The 22,006-nt window shown below is 59.7% G+C and carries 21 protein-coding genes, 1 tRNA gene and 1 pseudogene; 7 read left to right on the plus strand and 16 right to left on the minus strand.

What is annotated here, in order from left to right; all coding sequences use genetic code 11:
* Positions 1 to 4 precede the first annotated feature (4 nt).
* The gene (locus NKJ89_RS31600) at positions 5 to 1,426 is read left to right on the plus strand and encodes an MFS transporter (protein WP_352608373.1); all 1,422 of its coding nucleotides are present in this window, start codon (positions 5 to 7) and stop codon (positions 1,424 to 1,426) included.
* 5 nt (positions 1,427 to 1,431) lie between these two features.
* Here the strand turns inward: NKJ89_RS31600 and NKJ89_RS31605 are convergent, their stop codons facing one another.
* On the minus strand, positions 1,432 to 2,178 hold the full coding sequence (locus tag NKJ89_RS31605; RefSeq protein ID WP_352608375.1) for an RlmE family RNA methyltransferase: 747 nt from the start codon (positions 2,176 to 2,178) through the stop codon (positions 1,432 to 1,434).
* A 31-nt stretch (positions 2,179 to 2,209) separates the two neighbouring features.
* On the minus strand, positions 2,210 to 3,562 hold the full coding sequence (locus NKJ89_RS31610; protein ID WP_352608378.1) for a Ppx/GppA phosphatase family protein: 1,353 nt from the start codon (positions 3,560 to 3,562) through the stop codon (positions 2,210 to 2,212).
* Positions 3,563 to 3,952: 390 nt separating this feature from the next.
* Between NKJ89_RS31610 and NKJ89_RS31615 the strand changes: the two genes are divergently transcribed.
* Together NKJ89_RS31615 and NKJ89_RS31620 are read left to right on the plus strand one after the other, a co-directional pair.
* Complete coding sequence (locus NKJ89_RS31615; RefSeq protein ID WP_352608380.1) at positions 3,953 to 4,885, plus strand: lysylphosphatidylglycerol synthase domain-containing protein; 933 nt, start codon at positions 3,953 to 3,955, stop codon at positions 4,883 to 4,885.
* A gap of 173 nt (positions 4,886 to 5,058) precedes the next feature.
* A tRNA-Gln gene (locus tag NKJ89_RS31620) sits at positions 5,059 to 5,132 on the plus strand.
* Here the strand turns inward: NKJ89_RS31620 and NKJ89_RS31625 are convergent.
* The 4 genes from NKJ89_RS31625 to NKJ89_RS31640 all read right to left on the minus strand — a co-directional run bounded on the left by NKJ89_RS31625 (position 5,100) and on the right by NKJ89_RS31640 (position 8,548).
* Complete coding sequence (locus NKJ89_RS31625) at positions 5,100 to 6,698, minus strand: recombinase family protein (protein ID WP_352608383.1); 1,599 nt, start codon at positions 6,696 to 6,698, stop codon at positions 5,100 to 5,102. The two genes, NKJ89_RS31620 and NKJ89_RS31625, sit on opposite strands and share 33 nt — an antisense overlap.
* Before the next feature lie 159 nt (positions 6,699 to 6,857).
* Positions 6,858 to 7,067: a hypothetical protein gene (locus NKJ89_RS31630; RefSeq protein ID WP_352608384.1), complete on the minus strand. Its 210-nt coding sequence runs from the start codon at positions 7,065 to 7,067 to the stop codon at positions 6,858 to 6,860.
* Positions 7,068 to 7,279: 212 nt separating this feature from the next.
* Positions 7,280 to 7,807 carry a helix-turn-helix domain-containing protein gene (locus NKJ89_RS31635; RefSeq protein ID WP_352608386.1) on the minus strand — a complete coding sequence of 176 codons (528 nt, stop codon included), beginning with the start codon at positions 7,805 to 7,807 and terminating at the stop codon, positions 7,280 to 7,282.
* 96 nt (positions 7,808 to 7,903) lie between these two features.
* Positions 7,904 to 8,548, minus strand: a complete 645-nt coding sequence (locus NKJ89_RS31640; RefSeq protein WP_352608388.1) for a hypothetical protein — start codon at positions 8,546 to 8,548, stop codon at positions 7,904 to 7,906.
* A 118-nt stretch (positions 8,549 to 8,666) separates the two neighbouring features.
* Between NKJ89_RS31640 and NKJ89_RS31645 the strand changes: the two genes are divergently transcribed.
* Positions 8,667 to 8,918: a helix-turn-helix domain-containing protein gene (locus NKJ89_RS31645; RefSeq protein ID WP_352608422.1), complete on the plus strand. Its 252-nt coding sequence runs from the start codon at positions 8,667 to 8,669 to the stop codon at positions 8,916 to 8,918.
* A gap of 339 nt (positions 8,919 to 9,257) precedes the next feature.
* On the opposite strand, the gene NKJ89_RS31650 is transcribed toward NKJ89_RS31645, so the two are convergent.
* A complete protein-coding gene (locus NKJ89_RS31650; protein ID WP_352608390.1) occupies positions 9,258 to 9,746 on the minus strand; it encodes a hypothetical protein in 489 nt (162 codons plus the stop codon).
* Positions 9,737 to 10,213 carry a hypothetical protein gene (locus tag NKJ89_RS31655; protein WP_352608392.1) on the minus strand — a complete coding sequence of 159 codons (477 nt, stop codon included), beginning with the start codon at positions 10,211 to 10,213 and terminating at the stop codon, positions 9,737 to 9,739. The genes NKJ89_RS31650 and NKJ89_RS31655 overlap by 10 nt, the downstream gene beginning before the upstream one ends.
* Before the next feature lie 456 nt (positions 10,214 to 10,669).
* On the opposite strand from NKJ89_RS31655, the gene NKJ89_RS31660 reads away from it, so the two are divergent.
* Complete coding sequence (locus tag NKJ89_RS31660; protein ID WP_352608394.1) at positions 10,670 to 12,226, plus strand: ISL3 family transposase; 1,557 nt, start codon at positions 10,670 to 10,672, stop codon at positions 12,224 to 12,226.
* Between the two features lie 514 nt (positions 12,227 to 12,740).
* Here NKJ89_RS31660 and NKJ89_RS31665 read toward each other — a convergent pair.
* From NKJ89_RS31665 to NKJ89_RS35865, 5 genes and pseudogenes are all read right to left on the minus strand, one after another.
* Positions 12,741 to 13,214 (minus strand): hypothetical protein, encoded by a 474-nt coding sequence (locus NKJ89_RS31665; RefSeq protein WP_352608396.1) that lies wholly within the window; start codon positions 13,212 to 13,214, stop codon positions 12,741 to 12,743.
* Positions 13,215 to 13,217: 3 nt separating this feature from the next.
* On the minus strand, positions 13,218 to 14,180 hold the full coding sequence (locus NKJ89_RS31670) for a toll/interleukin-1 receptor domain-containing protein (RefSeq protein ID WP_502904189.1): 963 nt from the start codon (positions 14,178 to 14,180) through the stop codon (positions 13,218 to 13,220).
* A 940-nt stretch (positions 14,181 to 15,120) separates the two neighbouring features.
* The gene (locus NKJ89_RS31675; protein ID WP_352608400.1) at positions 15,121 to 15,288 is read right to left on the minus strand and encodes a hypothetical protein; all 168 of its coding nucleotides are present in this window, start codon (positions 15,286 to 15,288) and stop codon (positions 15,121 to 15,123) included.
* Complete coding sequence (locus NKJ89_RS31680; RefSeq protein WP_352608402.1) at positions 15,285 to 15,650, minus strand: IS110 family transposase; 366 nt, start codon at positions 15,648 to 15,650, stop codon at positions 15,285 to 15,287. The genes NKJ89_RS31675 and NKJ89_RS31680 overlap by 4 nt, the downstream gene beginning before the upstream one ends.
* 375 nt (positions 15,651 to 16,025) lie before the next feature.
* Positions 16,026 to 16,450 (minus strand): annotated as a pseudogene (locus NKJ89_RS35865) (transposase); the annotation flags it as partial.
* 207 nt (positions 16,451 to 16,657) lie between these two features.
* On the opposite strand from NKJ89_RS35865, the gene NKJ89_RS31690 reads away from it, so the two are divergent.
* A complete protein-coding gene (locus NKJ89_RS31690; protein WP_352608404.1) occupies positions 16,658 to 16,789 on the plus strand; it encodes a hypothetical protein in 132 nt (43 codons plus the stop codon).
* Between the two features lie 295 nt (positions 16,790 to 17,084).
* On the opposite strand, the gene NKJ89_RS31695 is transcribed toward NKJ89_RS31690, so the two are convergent.
* Positions 17,085 to 17,879: a hypothetical protein gene (locus NKJ89_RS31695; protein ID WP_352608406.1), complete on the minus strand. Its 795-nt coding sequence runs from the start codon at positions 17,877 to 17,879 to the stop codon at positions 17,085 to 17,087.
* Between the two features lie 342 nt (positions 17,880 to 18,221).
* Between NKJ89_RS31695 and NKJ89_RS31700 the strand changes: the two genes are divergently transcribed.
* Positions 18,222 to 19,091 (plus strand): class I SAM-dependent methyltransferase, encoded by an 870-nt coding sequence (locus NKJ89_RS31700; protein WP_352608408.1) that lies wholly within the window; start codon positions 18,222 to 18,224, stop codon positions 19,089 to 19,091.
* Positions 19,092 to 19,163: 72 nt separating this feature from the next.
* On the opposite strand, the gene NKJ89_RS31705 is transcribed toward NKJ89_RS31700, so the two are convergent.
* Together NKJ89_RS31705 and NKJ89_RS31710 are read right to left on the minus strand one after the other, a co-directional pair.
* A complete protein-coding gene (locus NKJ89_RS31705) occupies positions 19,164 to 20,900 on the minus strand; it encodes a bifunctional glycosyltransferase/class I SAM-dependent methyltransferase (RefSeq protein ID WP_352608410.1) in 1,737 nt (578 codons plus the stop codon).
* Entirely contained in the window at positions 20,897 to 22,000 is a 1,104-nt protein-coding gene (locus tag NKJ89_RS31710) for a glycosyltransferase family 4 protein (protein ID WP_352608412.1), read from the minus strand. Before NKJ89_RS31710 ends, NKJ89_RS31705 begins: the two co-directional genes overlap by 4 nt.
* Positions 22,001 to 22,006 lie beyond the last annotated feature (6 nt).

A 22,006-nucleotide genomic window follows, 5' to 3' on the forward strand; every position in this document is an offset into this window, starting at 1 on the left:
TTCCTTGAACCGCACCATTCCGCTCATACTGGCGGTCGCTCTTTTCATGGAAAACATGGATTCGACCGTCATCGCGACATCGCTGCCGGCGATCGCAATCGACATCCACACCAGCCCGATTGCGCTCAAGCTTGCGCTGACCGCCTATCTGGTGTCGCTGGCGATCTTCATTCCGATCAGTGGCTGGATGGCCGACCGTTTCGGCGCCAAGAATGTCTTTCGTGCCGCGATCGCGGTCTTCATCGTCGGCTCGATCGCCTGCGCCCTTTCCCGTTCGCTGCCGGCCTTCGTCGTGTCGCGCTTCCTTCAAGGCATTGGCGGCGCCATGATGACGCCAGTCGGGCGGCTGGTGCTGGTGCGCGCGACTCCGAAAAGCGAACTCGTCGCGGCAATGTCCTGGCTGACCGTTCCGGCACTGGTCGGGCCGCTGGTCGGGCCGCCGGTCGGCGGCTTCATCACCACCTACTTCACCTGGCATTGGATCTTCCTGATCAATGTGCCGATCGGCGTGGTCGGCATCCGGCTGGCGACGCGCTTCCTGCCAGAGACTGAACCCGCGCGGACCCCACCGCTTGATTTCATCGGCTTCGTGCTGAGCGGGCTGGCGGCATCCGGCGTGGTGTTCGGCCTGTCGGTGGTCAGCCTGCCCTATCTGCCGCCAATCGTCGGTGTCGTCACTATAGCAGTCGGGCTGGTTTCAGGCGCACTCTATCTGCTGCATGCGCGCCGTGCCAAAAACCCGCTGCTGGCGCTCGAGCTGTTCCGCAACCGGGCGTTCCGCTCCTCGGTACTTGGCGGCGGACTGTTCCGAATCGGCATTGGTGCCGTGCCGTTCCTGCTGCCGCTGATGTTCCAGATTGGCTTTGGGCTGACGCCGTTCCAGTCCGGCATGATCACCTTCGTTTCGGCGATCGGCGCCATCGGCATGAAATTCGTCACCGCACTGATCTTCCGCGTCGCCGGTTTCCGCCGCGTGCTGGTCATCGGTTCGCTGGTCGCCGCGGCCTCGATCGCCATCAACGGCCTGTTCACACCCGACACACCCTATCTGCTGGTGCTGGCCATGCTGCTGGTCGGCGGCTTCATCCGCTCGATGTTCTTTACCGGCGTCAATGCGCTCGCCTACGCCGAGATTTCGGCTGAAGACACCAGCAAGGCGACGCCGATTGCCGCGGTCTTCCAGCAACTGTCGATCGCGCTTGGCGTGGCGGTGGCCGGCGGCATCCTGGAAGTGTCCACGAGCCTGAATGGCAGGTCGTTGACACTGGCGGATTTCCACACCGCGTTTTTCGTCGTCGCGGCGATTTCCGCCGCCGCATCGCTATCATTCATGCGGCTGGCGCCCGATGCCGGCAACGCCGTCTCCGGACATGGCCGGTTGACTGCGCCGAAGACGCTGGAAACGGTAAGCCCGCCCGGCAACTGAACGAGTTACGCTTCGGGCTCGCCCTCTGGACGTTCCGATTCACCTGACGGCGGCTCTCGCCCCTTGAAGTCCTTGGCCAAGAGATAGAGTTCGACCGATTCGTCGCGTGACGCCGGCGGCTTGACGTGATGGACGGAGCGAAAATTCCGCTTGAGCATCGAGAGCAGCTCGTTTTCAGCGCCGCCCTGGAAGGTCTTGGCGAGGAAATGCCCGCCCGGCTTCAGGACCGACAGAGCGAAATCCGCCGCCACCTCGCACAGATGCATGGTGCGGATATGGTCGGTTCGCTTGTGGCCGGTGGTGGGTGCCGCCATATCGGACAGCACGATGTCGGGGTCGCCGCCGAGCGCCTCGGCCAGCTTTTGCGGAGCCAGCGGATCGAGGAAATCCATCAACAGCACCGGTGCGCCGGGCACGGCGTCCATTTCCAGATAGTCGATGCCGATGACATGCGGCTTGTCGGCCGTCGATTTGGTCCGCGCTGCCGCCACCTGGCACCAGCCGCCGGGGGCGGCACCGAGATCGATCACCTTCATGCCGGGCTTCAACAGATGATGCTTGTCGTCGATCTCGATCAGCTTGTAGGCCGCGCGCGAGCGATAGCCGTCAGCCTTGGAGCGCTGGACATAGGGATCGTTGATGTGGCGCTGCAGCCAGCGGCGCGACGATTCCTTCAGCCCACTCTTCTTCTTGATGCGCGTCTTCAGCACGCGAATGCTGGCAGATCCTGGTTTTTCCGGCTTCTTGGTCATTACCTGATTTCTTGTTCGTCACTTTTCGGGATCATGCCCTGCCGCGCCCATCGTAGCGCCAGACGCCGTCATCGGCCATCAGCTCGCTCAATATGCCTTCGCGCAGGCCACGGTCGGCGACGCGCAATCGTTCCGACGGCCATACCGCGCGGATCGCTTCGAGGATAGCACAGCCGGCCAGCACCAGATCGGCCCGATCCGCCCCGATGCAAGGGTTGGCGCAGCGCTGCTGGAAATCCCAGCCGACCAGTCGTTCGACCATGCGGTCGACGCTGTCGCGGTCCATCCACAACCCGTCGACACGGCGGCGGTCGTAGCGTTCGAGGTCAAGGTGAACGCCGGCCAGCGTCGTCACGGTTCCGGACGTGCCGAGCAGATGAAAATTCGGGCTCGCCTTGAGATGGCTCAGCCGGTCGCGGCCATCGAAGCTGGCCAGCCGACCGGCGACATCGTCGACCATGGCGGCAAAAATCTCGCGCGTCACCGTGCGGCCACCGAAACGCTCGGCCAGCGACACGACGCCGACCGGCAGCGACGTCCACGAGACGATATGGTTGGCGAGCCTTGGCGAGCGGCGGCCGGCGAGATCGATCAGCGCGATTTCGGAGGAGCCGCCACCAATATCGAACAGCACGACGCCTTGCGTATCGCGCTCGACCAGCGAGCCGCAGCCGGAAACCGCCAGCCGCGCTTCGGTCTGGCGATCGATGATCTCGAGCTTCAGGCCGGCTTCGCGCTCGACGCGGTCGAGGAACTCGACGCCATTGTCGGCCGTGCGGCAGGCTTCGGTGGCGATCAGCCGGGCTTTCCGGATCTTGCGGTTGCGCAATTTGTCGCCGCAGACCTTCAGCGCCTCGACCGCGCGGTCCATCGCCGGCTGGCCGAGCCGGCCATTGGCGGTGAGCCCCTCGCCCAGCCGGACGATGCGCGAAAAGGCGTCGATGACGCGAAACTGGCCGTGCCGCGTCGGCACGGCTACCAGCAGCCGGCAATTGTTGGTGCCGAGGTCGAGGGCCGCAAACACCGGAAGCTCGTGCACCGGCGGCCGACGGGCGCCCTGTTCGAAGCGCACCGGCGCAGCTGCGGGCGAGGCCACCGATTCCGCCGGTCTGTGCGCCTCCGCCGCCGGGGCACTGGTTTTATCCGGCGCCGGAGATCGATTCTGCGTGGGACGCGCGTCATCGCGCGCAAAAACCTTGCGCCCGCGCCTTCGCTTGCGTCGCTTCTTGGGCTTGCCCTTCTGGGTCGCGTCGCCCGCCTGCCCATCCGCGGAGCGGGACTCCGTCGGGCGGCGCTGCTGCCAGCTCGCGGTCCCGGGAGGCCCTGGGGAAGCGCTGGACGCGCCCACCTCCGGCGCGCTGGCGCCGGTGTCGCGGTCTTCCACTGTCGTTCCTTCCGGCACCGCGCGAACCGGTGACGGACGCTGCAGGCGCTTCAGTGTTTTAAGTTGCCGCCAGACTAACAGCGCCGCGCCCGATCACCAAGAGCCGCGTGCTGAATTTTGCCGGCTGGGCCCGCAAACCGCCGCTCCGGCCACGCCGCGCAGGCCTTGACTGGTACGCCCAATGCCTGTCGGCGCCCTCTTGAGTCGCTTGCAAGATGGACAAATCGGCCGGGTTGTCGCCGCGAAAAACGTTCGCGGTTGAATAGCCGGCTTCAATGAGGCATTTCTGAAATGGGCGGAAGGATCCGGCGCGGCCGGCCTCCTCGCACCACCAGCAGAAGAGGAAGCGGACCCGCAACGCATGGCAATCCGGCAATGAATTGGCAGGCAATGAACTGGAGGCGCTATTTCTGGCCGGTGGTCGGCATCGCGGCGGTGATCTTCTCGCTGCTGCTGCTCTGGCATGAACTGCGTGGCATTTCGCTCGACGATGTCTGGGACGGCATATCGGCCATTTCGGCACCCGGCTGGATTCTTGCAGCCGTGAGTGCGGTCATCGCCTATGCCTCACTCGCCGGCTACGACCACATCGCGCTCCTGCATATCGGCAAGCGTGTGTCGTGGCTGTTCGTCACGCTCTGCTCGTTCACGACCTATGCGCTGTCGCACAACATAGGCGGTTCGGTGTTCTCGGGCGCCGTCATCCGTTACCGCGCCTATGGCACCAGGGGCCTGAGCGGGCAGGATGTCGGCGTGCTGGTGGCGGTCTGCTGGATCACCTTCGTGCTGTCGATGATTTTCATCTCTGGCCTGGTATTGGTCTTCGAGCCTGAGATACTCGACCGGTTTTCCGGCCTTGCCCATCATGGCCTGTCGGAGGCCGCGGGAATAGCGATGCTGCTGCTGGTCGCCGCCTACATATTCGGCAGCTGGCTGCACCTGCGTCCGCTGAAGATCGCCAACTTCCAACTGCACTATCCGGCGTTGCCGATCGTCGCGCGACAATTGCTGATCGGTCCGATCGAACTTCTGGCGGCCGCCGCGATCATCTTCTTCGCCCTGCCCGAGACCCACAATCCCGGCTATTTCGTCGTGCTCGGCGTCTTCCTCGTCTCCTTCTCGATCGCGCAGATCTCGCACGCGCCGGGCGGCCTGGGCGTGTTCGAAGTCGTCTTCCTCGCCGGCCTCTCCGATATGGACCGGGTTGGCGTGCTGGCGGCGCTGCTGGTGTTCCGGCTGTTCTACCTGATCATTCCGTTGTTCCTCGGCCTGGGCATCGTGCTGTTCTTCGAACGCTCGCAGTTCAGCCGGACAGAAAGCTGAGCACGAGATTGAACGCGGAGCCGGGCGCGACCTTTGAAACGCGGCATCTGAACTGGCTGACGAAACCTGCCGTTTGAAGCGCTCAGCAGGCTTGACTATTTTCCGCTTGCAGCTACAAGGCAGCGCTCAAGCGGCTCAGCCGCTCGGCCCGCACGGTTCATGACCGCGCCTGCTGGGGAATAGGTTAACGGTAGACCCACGGACTCTGACTCCGTTAGTCCTGGTTCGAATCCAGGTTCCCCAGCCAAATTGGATGCCTCGTCAGCGACACATCCCCGCGAGCTTGTGCAGCTGCCGCAGACGCGGTCGTTTCCGCAAGTAAATCAAACGGTTGCCTGAAGACCGCGCGAACCTCGCCACAATTCCATTCGCAGTTCGACAGCACCAGATTCAAAAGCCGTTTTTTCTCATTTGGGGCCTGGTGAGTGAACATTTGGCTGGCGTTGCGGGCTAGCTCAAGCAGTTGGATCCCATCGTCCATGTATGATTCCTGCGCCTCGCCATGGCGCTCTATCTCACGCAGCAGACGCGCTTGTTCGACGCGCCATTGCGCCGACATGCGGTCGTAGAAGGCATTGTCGATGCGGCCGTCGAGCTTGTCCAGGTACATGGCGTTGAGGCGGTCTTCGAGACGCTTGTACTGAGTTTGACACCGCCCAATCGCCTGTTCCTGCTCCCGCCGCTCATCTGCATGGCTCGCCTTCAGCGCGTCGCGTACCCATTCCAGAACCTCCTCATCGAAATGAAGTTGGTCCAGGAGCCCGGCAAAGGTCTTATCCAGCACCTCCTCCCGAACATATTTGCGGCGACAGTCCGCATAGGCGCCCCGGCCTTTGTTGGCATGCCCGGTGCAGTGATAGTAGATGTATTTCCCCTTCTTGACCTCCGCCACGACCGCACAGCCACACTCAGCGCAGGTCATGAGGCCCGAAAAAGCGAATTCATAGCCATAGGAATGGATCGGCGTCGCGTGCCGACCTGCCAGGACGCCCTGGACCCGTTCCCAGAGGTCGATCGATACCAGCGGCTCGTGCTTGCCCTGGTGCAGCCTTCCATTCCATTGAAACAGGCCCGTATAGAGCCGATTGCGCAAAATCGTATGGACAGTGCTCACCGGCGCCGGATTGCCGCTCTTTGGATGGATGAGGCCGTCACAATGCGCCGCCTTCGTGAGCGCCTTGAGTGAATACAGGCCAGTCGCGTAGCGCTCGAATAGCTTGGTCACAACCGGCGCTACCACCGGGTCCGGCTCGATGACCTTCTTGCCGTCCTTAGTCGTGACGTTGAGATAGCCAAGCGGCGCCTTGGTCGGCCAGATGCCCTGTTCCGCCTTTTCCATCTGCCCTTTCCGGGCTTCCTCAGAAAGGTTGTCGATGTAGTTTTTGGCCATCAGCACCTTGATGCCATGCATGAACTTTTCCGAGGATCGCGAGTCTCGCGACAGCACCACGCCTTCCTTGGCGAGGTGGATCTCGACATCGAGTTCGTCGAGCGTCACCCAATCCTTGAGGTTGCGGTAAAGGCGATCGGTCTTCTCGACCAGGATGACGCGTACGCCAGGATGCTTGCGCAGATATTTGACCATCTCGCCGAAGTTGGTCCGCCCGGTGTTCTTGGCGGTCTCGACATCAACATATTCCTCAACAATGCCAAACTGCCGCTGAAGAGCATATTCTCTCAGCAGCTTGCATTGCGCCGGGATCGAAAAGCCTTCTTTCTCCTGCTCTTTCGAGGACACGCGCGCATAAAGCAGCGCTTTCACCAAGCTGCCGGGCTTCGCCTTCGGTGCTGGTCTCTTGTCGATCGGCTTCATCTCCGCTCCTTCGCGATCACGAAACGGCGCGTGTGATTAACATGTCGGCGGTCAGGACTGGCCAGATGTGCGAACCTGCAGTCGGCGGAAGCGGTTTTCCTCGTGTCATCTGAGGCGGCCGAGCGCCATAGCGCGATATCACGTGCGGGTCGGTTCGACTCAATTCGTCTTGTGCCATTCGGCAAGGATGCGAAAGAACCCGCTGACGTTTTCCACGATCTGGCGCGCTTCTTCCTTCGACAACAAACGACCGGTACGTGCCTCGAAAAGTTGAACCGTTCGTTCCAGCAAGGCTTCGTCGACAGCGCGCGGCCGAGAATATGGGACGGCCTCGATCTGCCGACTGGCATCTCTGCGTGTTGCTTTCATCGCACTTGCCCTGTTTCGAACGCGCGACTGCGCGGTCAGAGCAAGGATCGTTGAAATCTGCGTAATCTCGCATGCCCGTTATGTACGCTCCCGTTGCCTTTTCTACTCCGCTTCGCTTTCGGTAGTCATTCCGGGGCTCTGGAACTCCCGGCGCCTGTCAATATGAGGAGCGTGGTGAAAGAAGCACTCGCGATCTTTCGGCAAGGAATTACCTAAGCTAACCTGCCCTCGACCGGCATGGGTTCGGCGGACGTTCCACTCTCCTGCTTTGGGTCGACGACCGCCAGTTCCTCCCCCAATGCAGCGATTAAGGCCGACACACGGCCGCGCACCCGTGGATGAAGTTGCACCAGCCCTTCAATCAGGCGTCGGCCTTCCGCGCTGGCAATGAAATCGATGCGCTCGTCGACCGGTAGCGTGGGAACGTCACGGTCAGTCTCATTGCCCGGCAGCCCTCCGAAGAAACGGCTGACTGGGACGGCCAGTGAACTAGCGATCTCGTAGAGCATGGAGGCACTAACGCGGTTTTTCGCGTTCTCGTATTTCTGAAGCTGCTGGAAACTGATGCCTATGGATCGGGCAAGCTGGGCTTGCGATACGTCCGACTGCACACGAACGATGGCGATCTGCCTGCCGACGTGCTGATCTGCGGGATGCGGGCTACACTCGGTTTCAGTCTTTGGCCATGCCTGGATGACGCGGGGGCGTCCTGGCTCCGCAAATACCTTTCGGGACTGCATCAGTCACTCCATGGATAGAGAGTTTGATTCGGTAAGCCCCGCGAAAATTACCAAACCGCCGAATGATCGCGATTTCGGAACCTTAGTGCCGAGATTTCAGCTAGTGACTTTCTGCTCCCTGATCCGAGCTATATCGTCTAAAGCCGAGCGGATCTGTGGCCACGGGGGCTCACTGTCGTGTAGCGAATACTCCCCTTCTCTAAGCGCTGCATTTAGCTTAGCGGCTATACCGGCGAGCGACGTTGCAGGAACTTGGGATAAGGCTTCGAGCAATGCCTTTGCGCGCTCGGCAGCTTCGCACTCCGCAAGTAACGTTGTCGAATAACCAATCTCCCTACCGGCGGCATCCCAGCGCGCCTGATTGGCTACGATTTCAGCTTCAGCTTGGATGCGGGCCACTGTGTTAGCCGGACGAACACCGAGCAATTCCTGGAGGGCTTCAACGGAGTGAACTGTCACGCTCTCGCCGTCGGACAAGGTAACTGTCGTGCAAGGGAAGCCAACGGTCTCGATAAGTACACTCTCCAGCCGCTGCTGCTGAGTGCAAAGCCGTTCAGCCTCCTCCCAAGCCGCCTGCCATCGTTTCCACACCGCCACCGCAGGATCAATGGCGTCATCACCCTCCAAGTCGATGCGAGCAAACGATGTAGCCTGCGTCGTCGCCATTGCGATTGCTGTTCCCGCAAGCACCTTCCTGCGGGTGACGAAAGGCAAAGTCGTGTTATTGTCGGAATCAGCCATGATCCGAGCTCCCAGCAGCTTAGGCGTGGTCAGGCCGCACCGGTGTTACGAGCACCTGTGCGGCCGTGTGCTGTCATTATTAATGTCACTTTTTGTGACTTTTAGCAAGTTGAATGTCATGAAAAAGGACATACTGCCCCAGCAGGTTCGCGCAGCACGAGCACTGATCGATTGGACAAGAGACGACTTGGCAAACGCATCCGGTTTGACAGTTCGGACGCTTGCCAGAATTGAGAGTTCTCAAACTATCCCTAGACAAACAACGCTTGAAGCGTTGGCCAAGGCACTTGAGGCCGCAGGGATCGAATTCATTTCACAGAATGGAGGGGGACCCGGCGTTCGGCTTGCCCGTCGAGTGGATGGGAAATGACCAGAACCCGGGAGTACGTCTCCAGATTTCCGCTGCCTGACTGCTACGGCGCCGGTGCAAGTTGACCATACGTCGCGCCAACCTCTTGGCCGTATGACTGCTCCCCATCGACACGAGCAAAATGGCCGCAACGAGCCGATTCCCGCCCGACAGCTTTCTGCCAGCCGAAGTGCCTTTAACTGCCATTCGCTGGGCAGGCGACCTCGAAGGAGCGGTGCAGCGGATTGCCGACGTCAGGCGGCATATTTATTCAAGCTCAAACCTCATTGGACACCGAACGCAACCTCGCGTCTCGGGCTCGGCTTTCGGTCAACATGCGTGGGCGATAGGTCGGCGGCATCAACGCTCATTGTTGTCCTCCTCGTATCCAGCCCACTCGTCCTCGGCCGGGGCATAATACTCGGCCGCATCGTACACCTGCGTGTTAGTATAACGGTCCGCCAAGCCGACCACGGCGAGGCGCGAAAGGCCATTCACCTTCAATCCGCACGCAATGCACTCGAAGTGGCTGGGCAGACATTCCTGCTTCTCGACAATCTCGTCCTCCTCCAGCTTGCGCACTGGCGCCGATACCGGTCCGCCGACTACCAATGCGCGCGAACCACAGGCTGGGCATTGGACCCGGTGTCCTGCATGGCGGGTCGCCCAGAGTTCAGCCTGCGCAGCGAGAATGGAGCGTTCATCCGCGCTCTTCGCTTTCCACACCTGAGCATGCGCTTCGACATCGCCTTTTACCGCCTTGGCGCTCTCGTCGGCCGCCGCCGCAATGATTGCCTCTGCGACCTTTGCCTCGTCGGCGCCCACGAACTCTTCCAGCGTCAGCCCCATTGACGCAAGCAGCACTGCGCAGGTCTGGTAGAATTTGGGCTGCCAAGACGATCCTTCACGCCATCGAAACCCAACTCCCCGGAATGCAGTTCGGCGTTGCGGCGGCCGGTATGCAGGGCTCCGAAACTTTCGAGTTCGGCGGAGAACTCGGGCAGCATCGCGGCCAGACGTGTGAATACCTCCGACACAGAGATCGACCGGGGCGTGAATTTCTTCACGATAGGTTTGAATCCCAAGGCACTGATGAGATTCGATCCGGCCCTGTCGGGTTCTGCAAGCAGCGCGGGATGGATGTTAGCCAACGCTGCGCGCGCAAGTAGTTCCAAGGCCAGGCCTGACCAGAGTGCATGATCCCATTCGTCGCTGTCGAGGCCATGCGCCTGCTGCATGTACCGCTCGGCTTTGTCGTACAGCGCCTGCGGATTCCATGCAGCCATCAAGTCACTCGGGTTAATCGTCTGCTTCAATTCAAACTCCCTAGGTACACCCGTTCCAGCCGTCGATCCTCTCGACCGGCGGATATGGCCGGCCGCCCATGTAGCATCCGCCAGTTGTCGACGATCAACGTGTCGCCCGCGTCGACTAGCGCCACGGGTACAGGCACAACCATCTCCAGATGCTCGCGAATCTTCCGGAAGGCGACCTCGCCGACTGGACTCGCCGGCTTCAGGAATACCTCATCCCATCGAAGCAGATGGCCTGTGCCACTAGTCTCCCAGAGGCGCAGCAACCGCATCTCACCCGACTGGGGCCTGCGCGGTCGCACCACGGCGCGTTGAACAATGTCGATTGTCACAGCTTCCACTATGGTGTCAAACGGCTTCCAAAACTGACCCTCGATCGGCGTCCAATTTTGGCTCTGACTCACTTTTGATGGAAATAGGGTGCCGGCTGGCTTTGGTTTCACACAAGGAATCAACGCCATGAGCTATGCATTGCGGCCTTCGTCCCTCGTCCCTCGCGGCTTTGTGGTGGACGACACCGTCGTTGACGGTGAGGTGATGTTGATCTCGGTCCGTCCCGCGAGTACGGCGAGCCTCTGTCCGGGCTGCGGAACGAGGTCGCAGCGGATCCACAGTCGGTATCAGCGGCGCCTGGCGGACCTGCCGATGGCGGGCAAGTCTGTTCGGATCGTCGTTGTGGCTCGGCGGTTCCACTGCGGCGCAGTGTTGTGCGGCCGCCGGATCTTCGCCGAGCGTTTCGATGGGGATGTTCTGGCGCCGTGGGCGCGGCGAACCGCCCGGCTCGACCAAATCGTCCATCACCTCGGGCTTGCGCTGGGCGGCAGGCCCGCGGCCAGCTTTGCAAAGAGATTGATGCTGCCGGTGAGCAACGACACGTTGCTGCGCATCGTGCGCCGGCGCGGTAGTCCGCGCTTTGTCCCACCGACAGTGATCGGCATCGACGATTGGGCGTGGCGACGAAATCAACGCTATGGGACGATCATCTGTGACCTTGAGCGGCGCAAGACCATCGCCCTGCTGCCTGACCGTGAGCCCGCGACGGCCCAGGCCTGGCTCACAGACCAACCCCAGATCGGCGTTGTCGCCCGCGACCGCGGCGGCGGCTACGCTCTTGCGGCCGCCAAAGCGCTGCCTGGGGCGATCCAGGTGGCCGACCGCTGGCACTTGATGGAGAACGCCAGCCGCGCCTTTCTCGACGCAGTTCGCAAATCCATGCGGTTGATTCGCGCCGCGCTTGGCGCCGCCACGATTGATCCAGAACTGCTAACCGCCGCTGAGCGGATTCAATACGAAGGATACCGTCTTCGAGAAGACACCAATGCCGTCATCCTCGGCCTGGCCAAGGACGGGACTACGATTAAGGAGATTGTTCGCCGCACCGGCCATAGCCGCGGCGTAGTCCGCAAGATACTGCGAGGCCAGCGATCTGACGTCTTTCGGGTCCGAGAAAGCTCGCTGGAGCTTTATCTTCCTTGGCTCGACGCCCAGTGGACGGCTGGGGAGCGAAACGCAACAGCACTCTGGCGGCTCCTCAAGAACCAGGGATTCCGTGGTTGCTTGCGTGTCGTCACCGAGTGGGCCACGCGTCGCCGGCGTTCAGATCAAGTAAATGGCGACGCCCTGCGCCGTGCGCCCTCGGCCAGAACCATTGCGCGGCTAATGACCATCGGCCGCGATAGCCTCTCTAAGTCCGAAACTGTCACGGTGGCAGCGATCGAGGGCGGTGTGCCTTTATTGGTGGAAGCCCGGGAAATCGTTGCAGGCTTCCAGGCCATGATCCGCAAGAAGACTCTCGCCGATCTCGAACCTTGGCTGGAGCGGGCCAGATCAAGTCTGGTAGCCTCGTTCGCCAAAGGCGTTCTCAAAGACCGCTCGGCCGTCAGCGCGGCGATCACCTTGCCATGGTCCAACGGTCAGACCGAGGGCCAGATCACCAAGCTCAAGCTCGTGAAACGCCAAATGTATGGCCGAGGAAAGCTCGACCTGCTTCAGGCGCGCGTCATCGGCGCTGGTTAGGTTCAATCATCACCAAAAGTGCGTCAGAGCCAATTTTGCACGCCGATTCACAACTATGGACCTCCCGTCCACCAGCAGCGTCGGCACGTCGTCGAAACCCCTCACGCAGCGAAGCAGAAGATAGGGCGGCGGCCGCAGCCAATGCGCCAGGTCGGTGTGGAGGGGGAAGCGCCCGAGGCCGAAGATGCCGCTGTAGGTATTCGGTGTCGAGGACGCGCGCGGAACGAGTTGCTGGACAGTCGACCGGTCCCACGGAGCTATCGGCTCACCGAGAGCGGCGGCAACCATGGCTGCATCGGCATCGCCGGCGTGGCGTGGAAGGAATGCGTATCCATTCGACTCGACTTGGGCCTTCAGCGCCACGCGTGTTAGCTGGTCCTCGCAGTCCCGGTCATTGGATGAGGGCACAGCTTCACTCGTCATCGTGCGACCGGCCGCTGTTGCACCGCTGGATGGATCGCCGTTATGACCGCCTGAAGCGACAGACATGCAATCATACAGCATGGCCACGATCTCATTGATCTGCAGCCGGCACGTCGATCTTGAGGAGTATCCGCTTCTCGGGGCCTCCCCCAAGCACGATCTGCCATTTCGTGAATCCGACACCGCCGTCGTAGGTAGCTGGCAGGTTTGACACCAGCGGCACCGCTCGATGCCGGCCAAAAGATCGTTCCGTCTTGGCGTAGACGCTCAATTGGGTAGCTGCCCTGACCACGGTACCCAAGGGTGAATTACCATACGCTGGATCGAAGGCAGTCGACTCATCGACCTCAACACGCACATTCGGAATGATCAGGCCGGACCAGTTCTCTGAACTGGCCGTCGGGAAATAGTGGAATGGGAACCGATCGCCGAGAAAGACAGCTGTCGGTGCCTCGTCGAGTAGTCCGATAATGGCGGTCGCCTCATGCTTGTTGCGAGGCAGGATCAGGCTTCCGGCGGGAGCCGAGGCAAACGTTCCGACCGTAAACTCTTCAGGCGCAAGCATCGACTACCTCTCCTGCAGCGGGCGGATCAGGTTCTCCCAATAGAGTTCCGCAGCGCCTTCGTGGGAGAGCTTCTTCTCGTTCTGGCCGCCGAAATGCATCATGCCCATAGTCGTCAGGTAGATGGTCTGATCGTCGGCTTCGACGTTGACGGACTCGTTGATCGTGTTGCTGGCCGTCGTGTGACCCTGAACGTAGTTGATGCCCCGTCCGAAGCTGTCTCCGCCCATGTAGATGGTTGCCTTGGCAATGTCCTTGCCGTCACGATAGAGGGTCGCGAAGAAGCGGTTTGCGTCGACTCGTCGAAACACTCCTTCGATGCCCGGGTTGCGCTCTGCGAGTTCGGTCAGTGAGTTCTCGAAGAAGCGCGCCATAAACTCGAACGCTTCCTCCTGGAAGCGGTCCTTGTCCCGCTGCGTGAAGGACTTGGCCAAGCGCAGGTTGCTGGAACGCGGCCCTTCAGCGGGACGTGGCGCTGGCTGAGAGGTGGCCGATATATCTATGGCGGGTGCTTGTGATGGCGCTGCCTTGTTCCGTCGGGCCGCTGCCTCCCGGACGGCTTTCGCGACCTGAAGGAATGCCTCGTCGATGTCCGCCCACTGTGTGATCGGCTTGCCGTCGCGCGGCACGGCATTGAGCTTGCCAAATGGCGCATGATGCCAGTCGCAAGCCCGCAGGATGATCGGGATGACGATCGCCTCTCCCGCCTCATGGCGTTCCATCGCCCGCTTCATCTCGATGTCGTAGCAGTAGTTGGAAGCCAGGAAGTCGGCGCTGACGAGCAGCAAGATGATGTCGTCGCGGTTGATCTGCTCGTCGATCGCCTGGGCGATTTCCTGGCCGGCTCCGATCCTGCGATCATGCCAGGTATCGATGACCCCTTGGCGCTTGAGCATCGACAGCTGCTTTTCGAGCTGATCCCTCAGCGCCTCGTCAGCGTGAGAATATGAGAAAAATACACCCGCCAATATGCCCTCGTACAAAACTTTGTGCCTGCGCTGGTTCGACCAAAAAGCCACGAAGGCCAAAAGCAAGTGAACACGATAAGGTCCAAAACCAGCGGAGTAACGTTCCAGTGAACTACATCATAGCGGTACAAATCTGATTTGCTACGCCTGCTCAATGCTATGATTGGGTTTGGCCAAGCCCACCCAATGTCTCCTTCCGGGAAATGACGCAGTTGGTCTCAGCGTCTGGCGACGTTGGCTCGACCCGCCGAGGTGAAACCCCTCTGCTGCAGCGAGCCGTTCGCCGATCGCGGGCCACCTCAGGCTAGGTCGGCGAGGTTCTAACGTGGTCTATTCAACAGCTTGTTGTCTACCGACGAGCGGGTACCTCAAGAACAGTCTTTGACGACGCCCTCCTTTCCCGCCCCCAGCCCCCACAAAGGCCAGCGAGGCGGCCACACATCGCACTAAGCTACTGACGAAGAACGGAAATCGACGATGTTGGGAGGTGCAGGGAAAACCCGCACCTCGCGAAAATTGGGAATAACCTATTGGAATAACACGACCGCCACAGCCCGCACCTCGCGGCCTTTTATCTCGCCATCGTAATTGGACGACTGTTACTTATCTTCGTCGCCACTGTCGTTCTCCTTCTATATTGTGCGATATTACTACACTTCAGCGCGCCACGCCACGCGGCCGTACGCGCATTGAAGCCGGGTGGTCCGTGCAGTCGTTCGTGCTCGATCCCGCAAGGCCTGCGGGCACACATATCCGGGTCGGATTGGCAGGGCCAGACATCCAATCACGCGCGATCGGCACCTCTTTCAAGGCGTTGTTGCCGGCAAGATATCGTGCTCTCTGCATCCGCTTCGATCTACCTGTCTTCTCCGCCGCGCGGGCGGAACTCGTGTCGGCGCCGGGCCGTAAAATCGTCGTTCGTTCGTCTCTCAACCTGCGCTCATGCTGTCGCCGTCGCGCTCAGCGCCTGGCCGCCATCCGCAAACGAGCTGCGTTGGACGCGCTGACCAGCCATCAGCCCGAACATCTTGAGTGAGTGACGGACCTCGGTCTCGATATCCATCAGCTTGCGTTTCAGGGTGCGCCGATGCGCCAGCAACAGCTTCATCCGGTTGGCAGCATCGCTCTTGGCGTGCACCGGCTGAACCAGCCCGAGCGCACGAGCTGCGCTAGGCAACGTGCGTCATTGCGGTCCGTCTTGTTGCGCTGCGCCTCCAGCATGCGGGCCGAATGATGCGTCTCCAGCAGCACCATCGGAATGCCGCGGGCCTCCAGTTCGTGATGCAGCCAGGCCGACCATCCGGTTGCCTCGTGGCCGACCGGATGCAGCCTGCGCGCATAGGGCTCGAGCACGCCGAAGATCGCATCGGGATCGCTCGGCACGCTCGGCTCCAGCACGATCGTGCCGTCGTGGCTGTTGACGATGCAGATCGCCGGTGGTGGTAGCGGAGGTGTAAAGTGCGGCATCATGTTTCATCGGAAGTCTTCCTCTTCGGCGAGTTGGTCTCAAGCAACCATCCTGCGCCAGGTCCGCCATCAAGGGCACCGCCCGCTCGCCAAGCCCAATTACGGGGTCAATCTTAATCTGTCGTATTTGGCGATACTTCGTGTCCATCGGCGTTCCTTTCTTTTTTTTGCGATAATATACGTCTCTATTCTCAGCCCTTCGATTCCGCTTTTGAGCGTCGAGTTCCGAAGCGCCGTGCAATCTTCCGCGCTCTGCGACGGTAGTTTCGCTGCTTATTTGCAGCGCCCGAACCGTGGTGACACACTTTTCCATCGGCCTGACGGAGTATCGTCACAGGCCATCAAGCGCGGTCCGGCTGTCTTTCGATTGGCGCGACCTCAGGATAACGTGCGTTCCGTCGTTACCTCACCTTGCGGTGGCAGGGAGCGTTTGGCGATCTCCCGGCCCCAGCTCTTGACCTTGTCCTTGCCATTGAAGCGCGTCACCAAACCGGACGCCGCCTCGCAGAGCGCGCGCCGCACATCCGCGTCACTGGCCTTCGATATTCGGCCCTGAACGTCTCTCGAGGTGCCGGATTACCAGGGCGGTCAGACCGAAACGTCGCGCTCGCGGCGAAAGCGCGATGGATCGTCGATCGCCGTCACGAAACGAGAGCGCCGTCACCGGGCAGACGCAGGGATCGTCATAAAACGCCGGCATGGTTCGCTGCGCCGACGATCTTCACGAAGAGATCGTGAAGCCAGGAATACCGTCCACTCCACAGCGCCACGCGCGCCGATAGCATGGCGTCCATCAGTTCGGCCCACACCGGTCGTCGCATGTTGCGAGCTGGCACCGCAGCAATCCGAATCCGCGGGAATTCTGCCGGCGGCGCGATCTTCGATCAGGACATTCGAGCTGTGGATGGATCATCTGTTGAGCTGCGACGACCTGCGCAAACTTGCGGGACACCTGCGGAACTTGCGCCGGACGTCAGATCAGGGCGCTACAGCCGAAGCGCCCCAAGGGCATGCATGTTCAGGCAATGAACTGGTGCGGCATGGGGCATGCCGAATATGCGGCAGCACTCGGTCTGCAGCCGCATGCGCTGCGGATCTGGCGCGATCGCCTGGAAGAATCCGGCGACGAAATGGAGTGCTGATCGCTGCTTCATGCGAATGCCCGGGCGCAATTGAGCAGCACTGCTAATTGCGCGAAGCAATACCGCTTGGCACCGGAAGCTGTGTACGGAACGCTCAACCGGCGACGATTCAGCGACCGCAGAAGCGGCCGATCGTGCAGATTTCGAACCGGGCACCGGCGGATAGTCGCGGAAAGCCGGGCTCAGTGATCCAGGTTGAGAAGTGGCGATGCACTGGCCGAGGATCTGCGGTGAAGCAATGTGGAGGGGGAGCGCGCCCTCCCTCGAGCCTGTTTGTTCCCTCACCGCTGCCTGTTCACGCGATGCGCAAAAGCTCGCCCAATCGGACCGGCAGTTGGGGCGAGGCCCGCAGTTCGACACAGCTCCCCTTCCATCGTTTCAGATATTCATCGATCGGTATGCCGGTGCGGCCGGGCCAGCGGTTGAGTGCACCCAGCGCCTCGACGCAGTCCGGCGCGCGGTCATATTCGGCGAGAATGGTCACCGACATCGCCTGGGCAAATGGATTGAGGCCGGGTTTTTCGATCTCGCTGCGATGGCCCGCGAACCACGCCGCGGCGTTGCCGGTGAGCCCCTGGCTGTCGGCGAGCGCGGTATAGCCTCGGATGATGTTCTGGCGATACTCGGCAATGGCGTCGCCGAAAGCATTGTCGCCGGCGAAGGGTGGATTCTCCTTCCAGCCCTTTGCCAGGCGCCCCAGGCCACGCAGCGAGAACGCCTCGACCATCGCCTCCTCGAGCCACTGGCAAGGTGGCGCCGGCTTGGCGTCCGGTTGCCAGCTGTTGGCCGTGACATGGCCGAGTTCGTGGCCGAACTGGTAGGCGAGCTTCGACCAATCACGGTCGCCGATGCCGACCATGATCCAGGCAAGCGTCGTCCCGTCCGGATGCAGCCAGATCGCCGGCCTGCCAGAGCCGTGCTCGTCCACGCGCAGCCGGTCAGGCTGGCGGTCGGAGATGAGCCGCACGTCCGCCAGGCAGGCCTGCCGCATTCGCTCCAGCACCTGGCTGACGGAACGCAGCAGCATGTGGCCCCAATCGCCCGCGAGCTCGATCGGCGCGTGGAGGAGAAGGGCGGCGGGCTTGGGCATAGCGGTGCGCGGTCCGACGAATGCACCCAAACACACGGCCAACGCAAAAGTTCCCGATGTGGACGTTGCGGTTACGAGGAAAGCGAGGATGTCTCGCCGTCGCATTGAGTTTTTCCCACGCAAGGCTATCTTACCTCAGCCTAACATACGACCAGATGGTGAGTGAGGTCAAAACGCATAGATGAGGCGATATTCTCAGGTACTTATGCTGGGAGCCGCCTGTCTGATCGGCAGGTTACTCACGAATTAAAAACTTATTTTGAAGATGAGAAACTGGTCATCACAGATACAGTCAGATAAAAAAATGGCATTTTCTCCGTTGCTTTCAAAACGAGGTACGTTATGACGACCAACTACAAACATGACGAGATTTATCACTTGTTTATGTCTGAGCTACAGTCGAGTTACCTCAAAGAGGGCGCCGCAACCTCACTTTGGAGCAAGGTTTGCGCAGCAATCCAGCAAGAGGCCCAAACAGGTAATAAATTCGAGTTCTTGAGATGGACAAGCCTAAATGATTTTAGTGTGCCAGAGGAATGGGTTCCAGATATCTGCTATGCCGCCTTGCAGAAGAGCTCGAATTGGAGCACCAAATGGTTTCCCTTGACCCGCGAGACGAAAGTGGGGCGGCCCAAGGATTTCTCCAAGGATTTTGGGACTAGCCCGATCCTTGTTCAACACGCGTACCATCTACTTCAATATGAAGAGGCGACAAGCAGTTCGCTTGTTGACTGCGACGTGATCTTTGAGGTTGGTGGTGGGTATGGTTCTTTCTGCCGGCTCTTGAAAAATGCCGGATTCGGTGGCTTGCACATAATCTATGACCTGCCACACGTTCTGGCTATTCAGCGCTTATATCTTGGGCTGTCCGGGTACGACGAAGCACGCCATATCACCGGCTACGAGCCGGGCGGGCACAGATTCTATCTCGTCACGGAGGATACTTTAGACCGGGCGGTCGGTGCGCTGGCATCTAGTGGGCTCCGAGTAGCATTTGTTGCTACTTGGTCTCTGAGTGAGTTCCCACTGGCGGCGAGAGAGCGGGTGTTGTCCCCGTTCCTAGACATTTGTAGTCGCTATATGATCGCCTACCAGCCCGATTTTATGGGCATTAACAATGTCGAATATTTCAATGATGTACAACGCCGGCGACCGCAATTGCAATGGATGAAGAGCGAAACCCTTCCTCCAAGCTCCTATCTTTTCGTATAACGGTAGAAAAACGCAAGATCGAATTCTTTAATGCTTTTAATAGAAACATTGACCGCAAGCTCCCATCCGAACCTACGCAAAGAGATATTGATGCCGCTTTAGATAAAATTCTGGGTTTATATCCTGAACGTGCCATTCTAGCTCGGGCCGCTCCGAGCGGAGAGTATAAAAATATTCCGTATTCGTAATATTATGTCTCGTATCAGTCAAGTTTATGAATTCGTGTTGGAAGGCGATCAGGTATCGATCGCAGACTTCGTGAAGGCGGGGGAATATCCGCTCACGCGCAGAAATGGGCATCTCACTCAATGACCAAGTAGCGACAAAAGCCACTCGCAAGTTTGCCGATTTAAGGAATTGAAATGCCTCGTCCAAGCCGGGATCCGAAAGCAAGCAAAATCCATGCTCGGCAGAATACCGGATTGTATCTGAAGCGCTTACCTCTTTAGCCCCACACATACTCAGAAACAGTCTCTGGACTGACTGCACATGTGGAAGATCATAGATTATATGCTTTCCTCTAAATCCGTGATTGCGCAAGAGGCGGCAAAACGATCCATACCCGCCACCTATTTCAAAAATCACGTCGCAATCGATAAGGGACCTGCCCGTGGCGGCTTCGTACCGATAGAGATGATACGCGTGTTGGATCAGTATCGGGCTTGTACCAAAGTCCCTTGAAAAGTTCCTTGGCGTACCAACCATGCAATCCCGCGTTAAATTGAGCCATTTGCTTTCCCAGTCTGTGCTGGCTCGAAGTTCGCTATAGCATGTCGGACCAACAGACGATTCGGGGACGCTAAAGACGCCCAAGCTAGGCCAGCGCAAAAACTCGAATCTGCTACCCGTTATTGCGTCTTTCTTTATTGCTTCACATGTTTGCTGCCAAAACCCCATAGTCAATTTCTGATCGACGAGACTTACGTCAAGATCGTTCAGAAATCTCCTGTAAATCTCATCATGATTTATGGACGCGTTCCGGGTCTCTTGATCTTTGACTTCGGCGACCGCCTTGTTCTTTAGCACGCGATCGCGCTGATTTTCCGGTAACTTGCCTTCTGCCAATAATCGATCGCAAGCGTCGGCACTTTCTCTGTACCTACCGGCCCAGTAGGCGTTTACCGCCATTTCGTCTAGGAGCCCGTAGTCATAGATCCAGGTCTCCGACGCGGGCGCGTCGGTCGGGGGGGTGATCCGCAGGCCCAATGCCGCGAACTCGTACCCCTGTTGATGGATCCCGTTGTTACGGCAGAACCTGGCCGCACCGTGAAGAGCCTCCGCCCGTGTCGGACACACCTCGGCTGCCTCTGTGTAGGCCGCTAAAATCTGATCCTTGGAATAGCCGAGAGCCTCCTTCAGCCTGGCGGCGTTGAGCAGGCTCACGAAGATGTCCTGTTGCCAATGGTCAATGGAAGAGCGGCGTAGCAACCTGTTGTTCAAGTAAGTTGCCCCGGCACGGGGGACGACTTTGTATGCAAAAGTCGCCGGATTGTCCGGGGGGGCAGAGCCTCCAAATTCCATGTCCGCTTCCATGAGCAGGACGTAGTCGTATTTCAATTCGGACGCACAGGCGCGATCAAACACCTCCTGGCGCGCCCGAGAGAAACTGTCGCAATCCAATTGGTGCAATTCACCAGGGATATCGCGAGCCACGAAAAACGATCGTACGAATTCTTGTGTTCCGTCCGTCGATCCGGCGTCGCCGATCACCCAGCATGCGATATATGGCGCGACGGCGCTCAGACACTGTGCAAGGGCTTCCTTCTGGTTCTTTACGAGCATGTTGAGGCAGAGGCGCTTCATGGTCATTGTCCCGCCACCGCTGCCGTGACAGGACCGCCGTACTTGCCCAGCCAGGACGTCCGTTGCGTGAGGGTCTCATAAACCTTGAGATAGTCCTGGGCCATGTGCCGCGAGGTAAAGCGTCGCTCGAAAGTGGCACGTATAACGGCACGGTCCAATGCCTGGAGCCTATCCACCGCGGCGGCGGCAGAGTCGACGTCCCTGACGATGAAGCCGGTAATCCCATCGTCAATGACCTCGGGGACGGACCCAAAATCGAACGCGATGACCGGCGTGCCGCAAGCCATTGACTCGATCATGACCAGGCCAAATGGCTCGTTCCACTCGATTGGAAACAGCACGGCATGAGCGCCAGAGAGATAGTCCGGTTTTTGCAAGTCATCGATTTCGCCGATAACCTCGATGTTGGGGTTGTCACGGACCAGCGGTTTTATGACGGTGTCATAATAATCCTTGTCCTTGTTATCGACCTTGGCGGCGATCTTTAACTTCAACCCTGCTTTGCATGCGATGTGGATGGCCCGTTCAACTCCCTTTTCAGGTGACATACGGCCGAGGAATGCAGCGTAATCCGGCTTCACCGGCCTTGGCGTCAAGAGATTGGCCGGCATGCCGTTCGGTACCGTCCGAGCCCAGTTCAAATTCGGAACGGGTCGGCGTTGGCTGTCGGAGAGCGAAACCAGGGGAGCGGTTTCAAGCGTGCTCAGGCTCTCTACCGAAAGCTCCATGCGTTCGATCAACTCGTTCAGATAGAGGCGGCCATGCAAGGTTGTCAGAAACGGCACTTCTTGGCGGCTGAACAATGATAGCGGGAAATGCTCAATGTGGAAGTGCAGGACGTCGAACTCGTGTCTCCGGCTGTATACGAGATCAATCATGCGTTTGTAGACGGCGGGCCAGTCTTCGAGAGATTGATCGAGCCGCAGAGCTTGCTCACAGATCGGTGCCAGGCTCGCAGAGGTGGTCGAGTCCCCGCTTGCAAACAAGACGACCTCATGACCCATGGCGACCAGTTCCTCGGTCAACCAATGAACGACACGTTCGATGCCGCCGTAAAATTTGGGTGGCACGGCCTCAAAAAGCGGCGATACTTGAGCGATACGCATCACCAT

It is taken from the genome of Mesorhizobium sp. M0047, assembly GCF_040323315.1.
In the GTDB taxonomy this organism is placed as follows: domain Bacteria; phylum Pseudomonadota; class Alphaproteobacteria; order Rhizobiales; family Rhizobiaceae; genus Mesorhizobium.

What these genes read in the sequence shown, in the direction of transcription:
- NKJ89_RS31640 (WP_352608388.1), bottom strand. Translation starts at nt 8,548, where the DNA reads ATGGCTGATTCCGACAATAACACGACTTTGCCTTTCGTCACCCGCAGG.
- NKJ89_RS31665 (WP_352608396.1), bottom strand. Translation starts at nt 13,214, where the DNA reads ATGCTTGCGCCTGAAGAGTTTACGGTCGGAACGTTTGCCTCGGCTCCC.
- NKJ89_RS31650 (WP_352608390.1), bottom strand. Translation starts at nt 9,746, where the DNA reads ATGGGGCTGACGCTGGAAGAGTTCGTGGGCGCCGACGAGGCAAAGGTC.
- NKJ89_RS31690 (WP_352608404.1), top strand. Translation starts at nt 16,658, where the DNA reads ATGCATGTTCAGGCAATGAACTGGTGCGGCATGGGGCATGCCGAATAT.
- NKJ89_RS31700 (WP_352608408.1), top strand. Translation starts at nt 18,222, where the DNA reads ATGACGACCAACTACAAACATGACGAGATTTATCACTTGTTTATGTCT.
- NKJ89_RS31615 (WP_352608380.1), top strand. Translation starts at nt 3,953, where the DNA reads ATGAACTGGAGGCGCTATTTCTGGCCGGTGGTCGGCATCGCGGCGGTG.
- NKJ89_RS31605 (WP_352608375.1), bottom strand. Translation starts at nt 2,178, where the DNA reads ATGACCAAGAAGCCGGAAAAACCAGGATCTGCCAGCATTCGCGTGCTG.
- NKJ89_RS31675 (WP_352608400.1), bottom strand. Translation starts at nt 15,288, where the DNA reads ATGAAGCTGTTGCTGGCGCATCGGCGCACCCTGAAACGCAAGCTGATG.
- NKJ89_RS31645 (WP_352608422.1), top strand. Translation starts at nt 8,667, where the DNA reads ATGAAAAAGGACATACTGCCCCAGCAGGTTCGCGCAGCACGAGCACTG.
- NKJ89_RS31630 (WP_352608384.1), bottom strand. Translation starts at nt 7,067, where the DNA reads ATGAAAGCAACACGCAGAGATGCCAGTCGGCAGATCGAGGCCGTCCCA.
- NKJ89_RS31660 (WP_352608394.1), top strand. Translation starts at nt 10,670, where the DNA reads ATGAGCTATGCATTGCGGCCTTCGTCCCTCGTCCCTCGCGGCTTTGTG.
- NKJ89_RS31680 (WP_352608402.1), bottom strand. Translation starts at nt 15,650, where the DNA reads ATGATGCCGCACTTTACACCTCCGCTACCACCACCGGCGATCTGCATC.
- NKJ89_RS31695 (WP_352608406.1), bottom strand. Translation starts at nt 17,879, where the DNA reads ATGCCCAAGCCCGCCGCCCTTCTCCTCCACGCGCCGATCGAGCTCGCG.
- NKJ89_RS31635 (WP_352608386.1), bottom strand. Translation starts at nt 7,807, where the DNA reads ATGCAGTCCCGAAAGGTATTTGCGGAGCCAGGACGCCCCCGCGTCATC.
- NKJ89_RS31625 (WP_352608383.1), bottom strand. Translation starts at nt 6,698, where the DNA reads ATGAAGCCGATCGACAAGAGACCAGCACCGAAGGCGAAGCCCGGCAGC.
- NKJ89_RS31710 (WP_352608412.1), bottom strand. Translation starts at nt 22,000, where the DNA reads ATGCGTATCGCTCAAGTATCGCCGCTTTTTGAGGCCGTGCCACCCAAA.
- NKJ89_RS31705 (WP_352608410.1), bottom strand. Translation starts at nt 20,900, where the DNA reads ATGACCATGAAGCGCCTCTGCCTCAACATGCTCGTAAAGAACCAGAAG.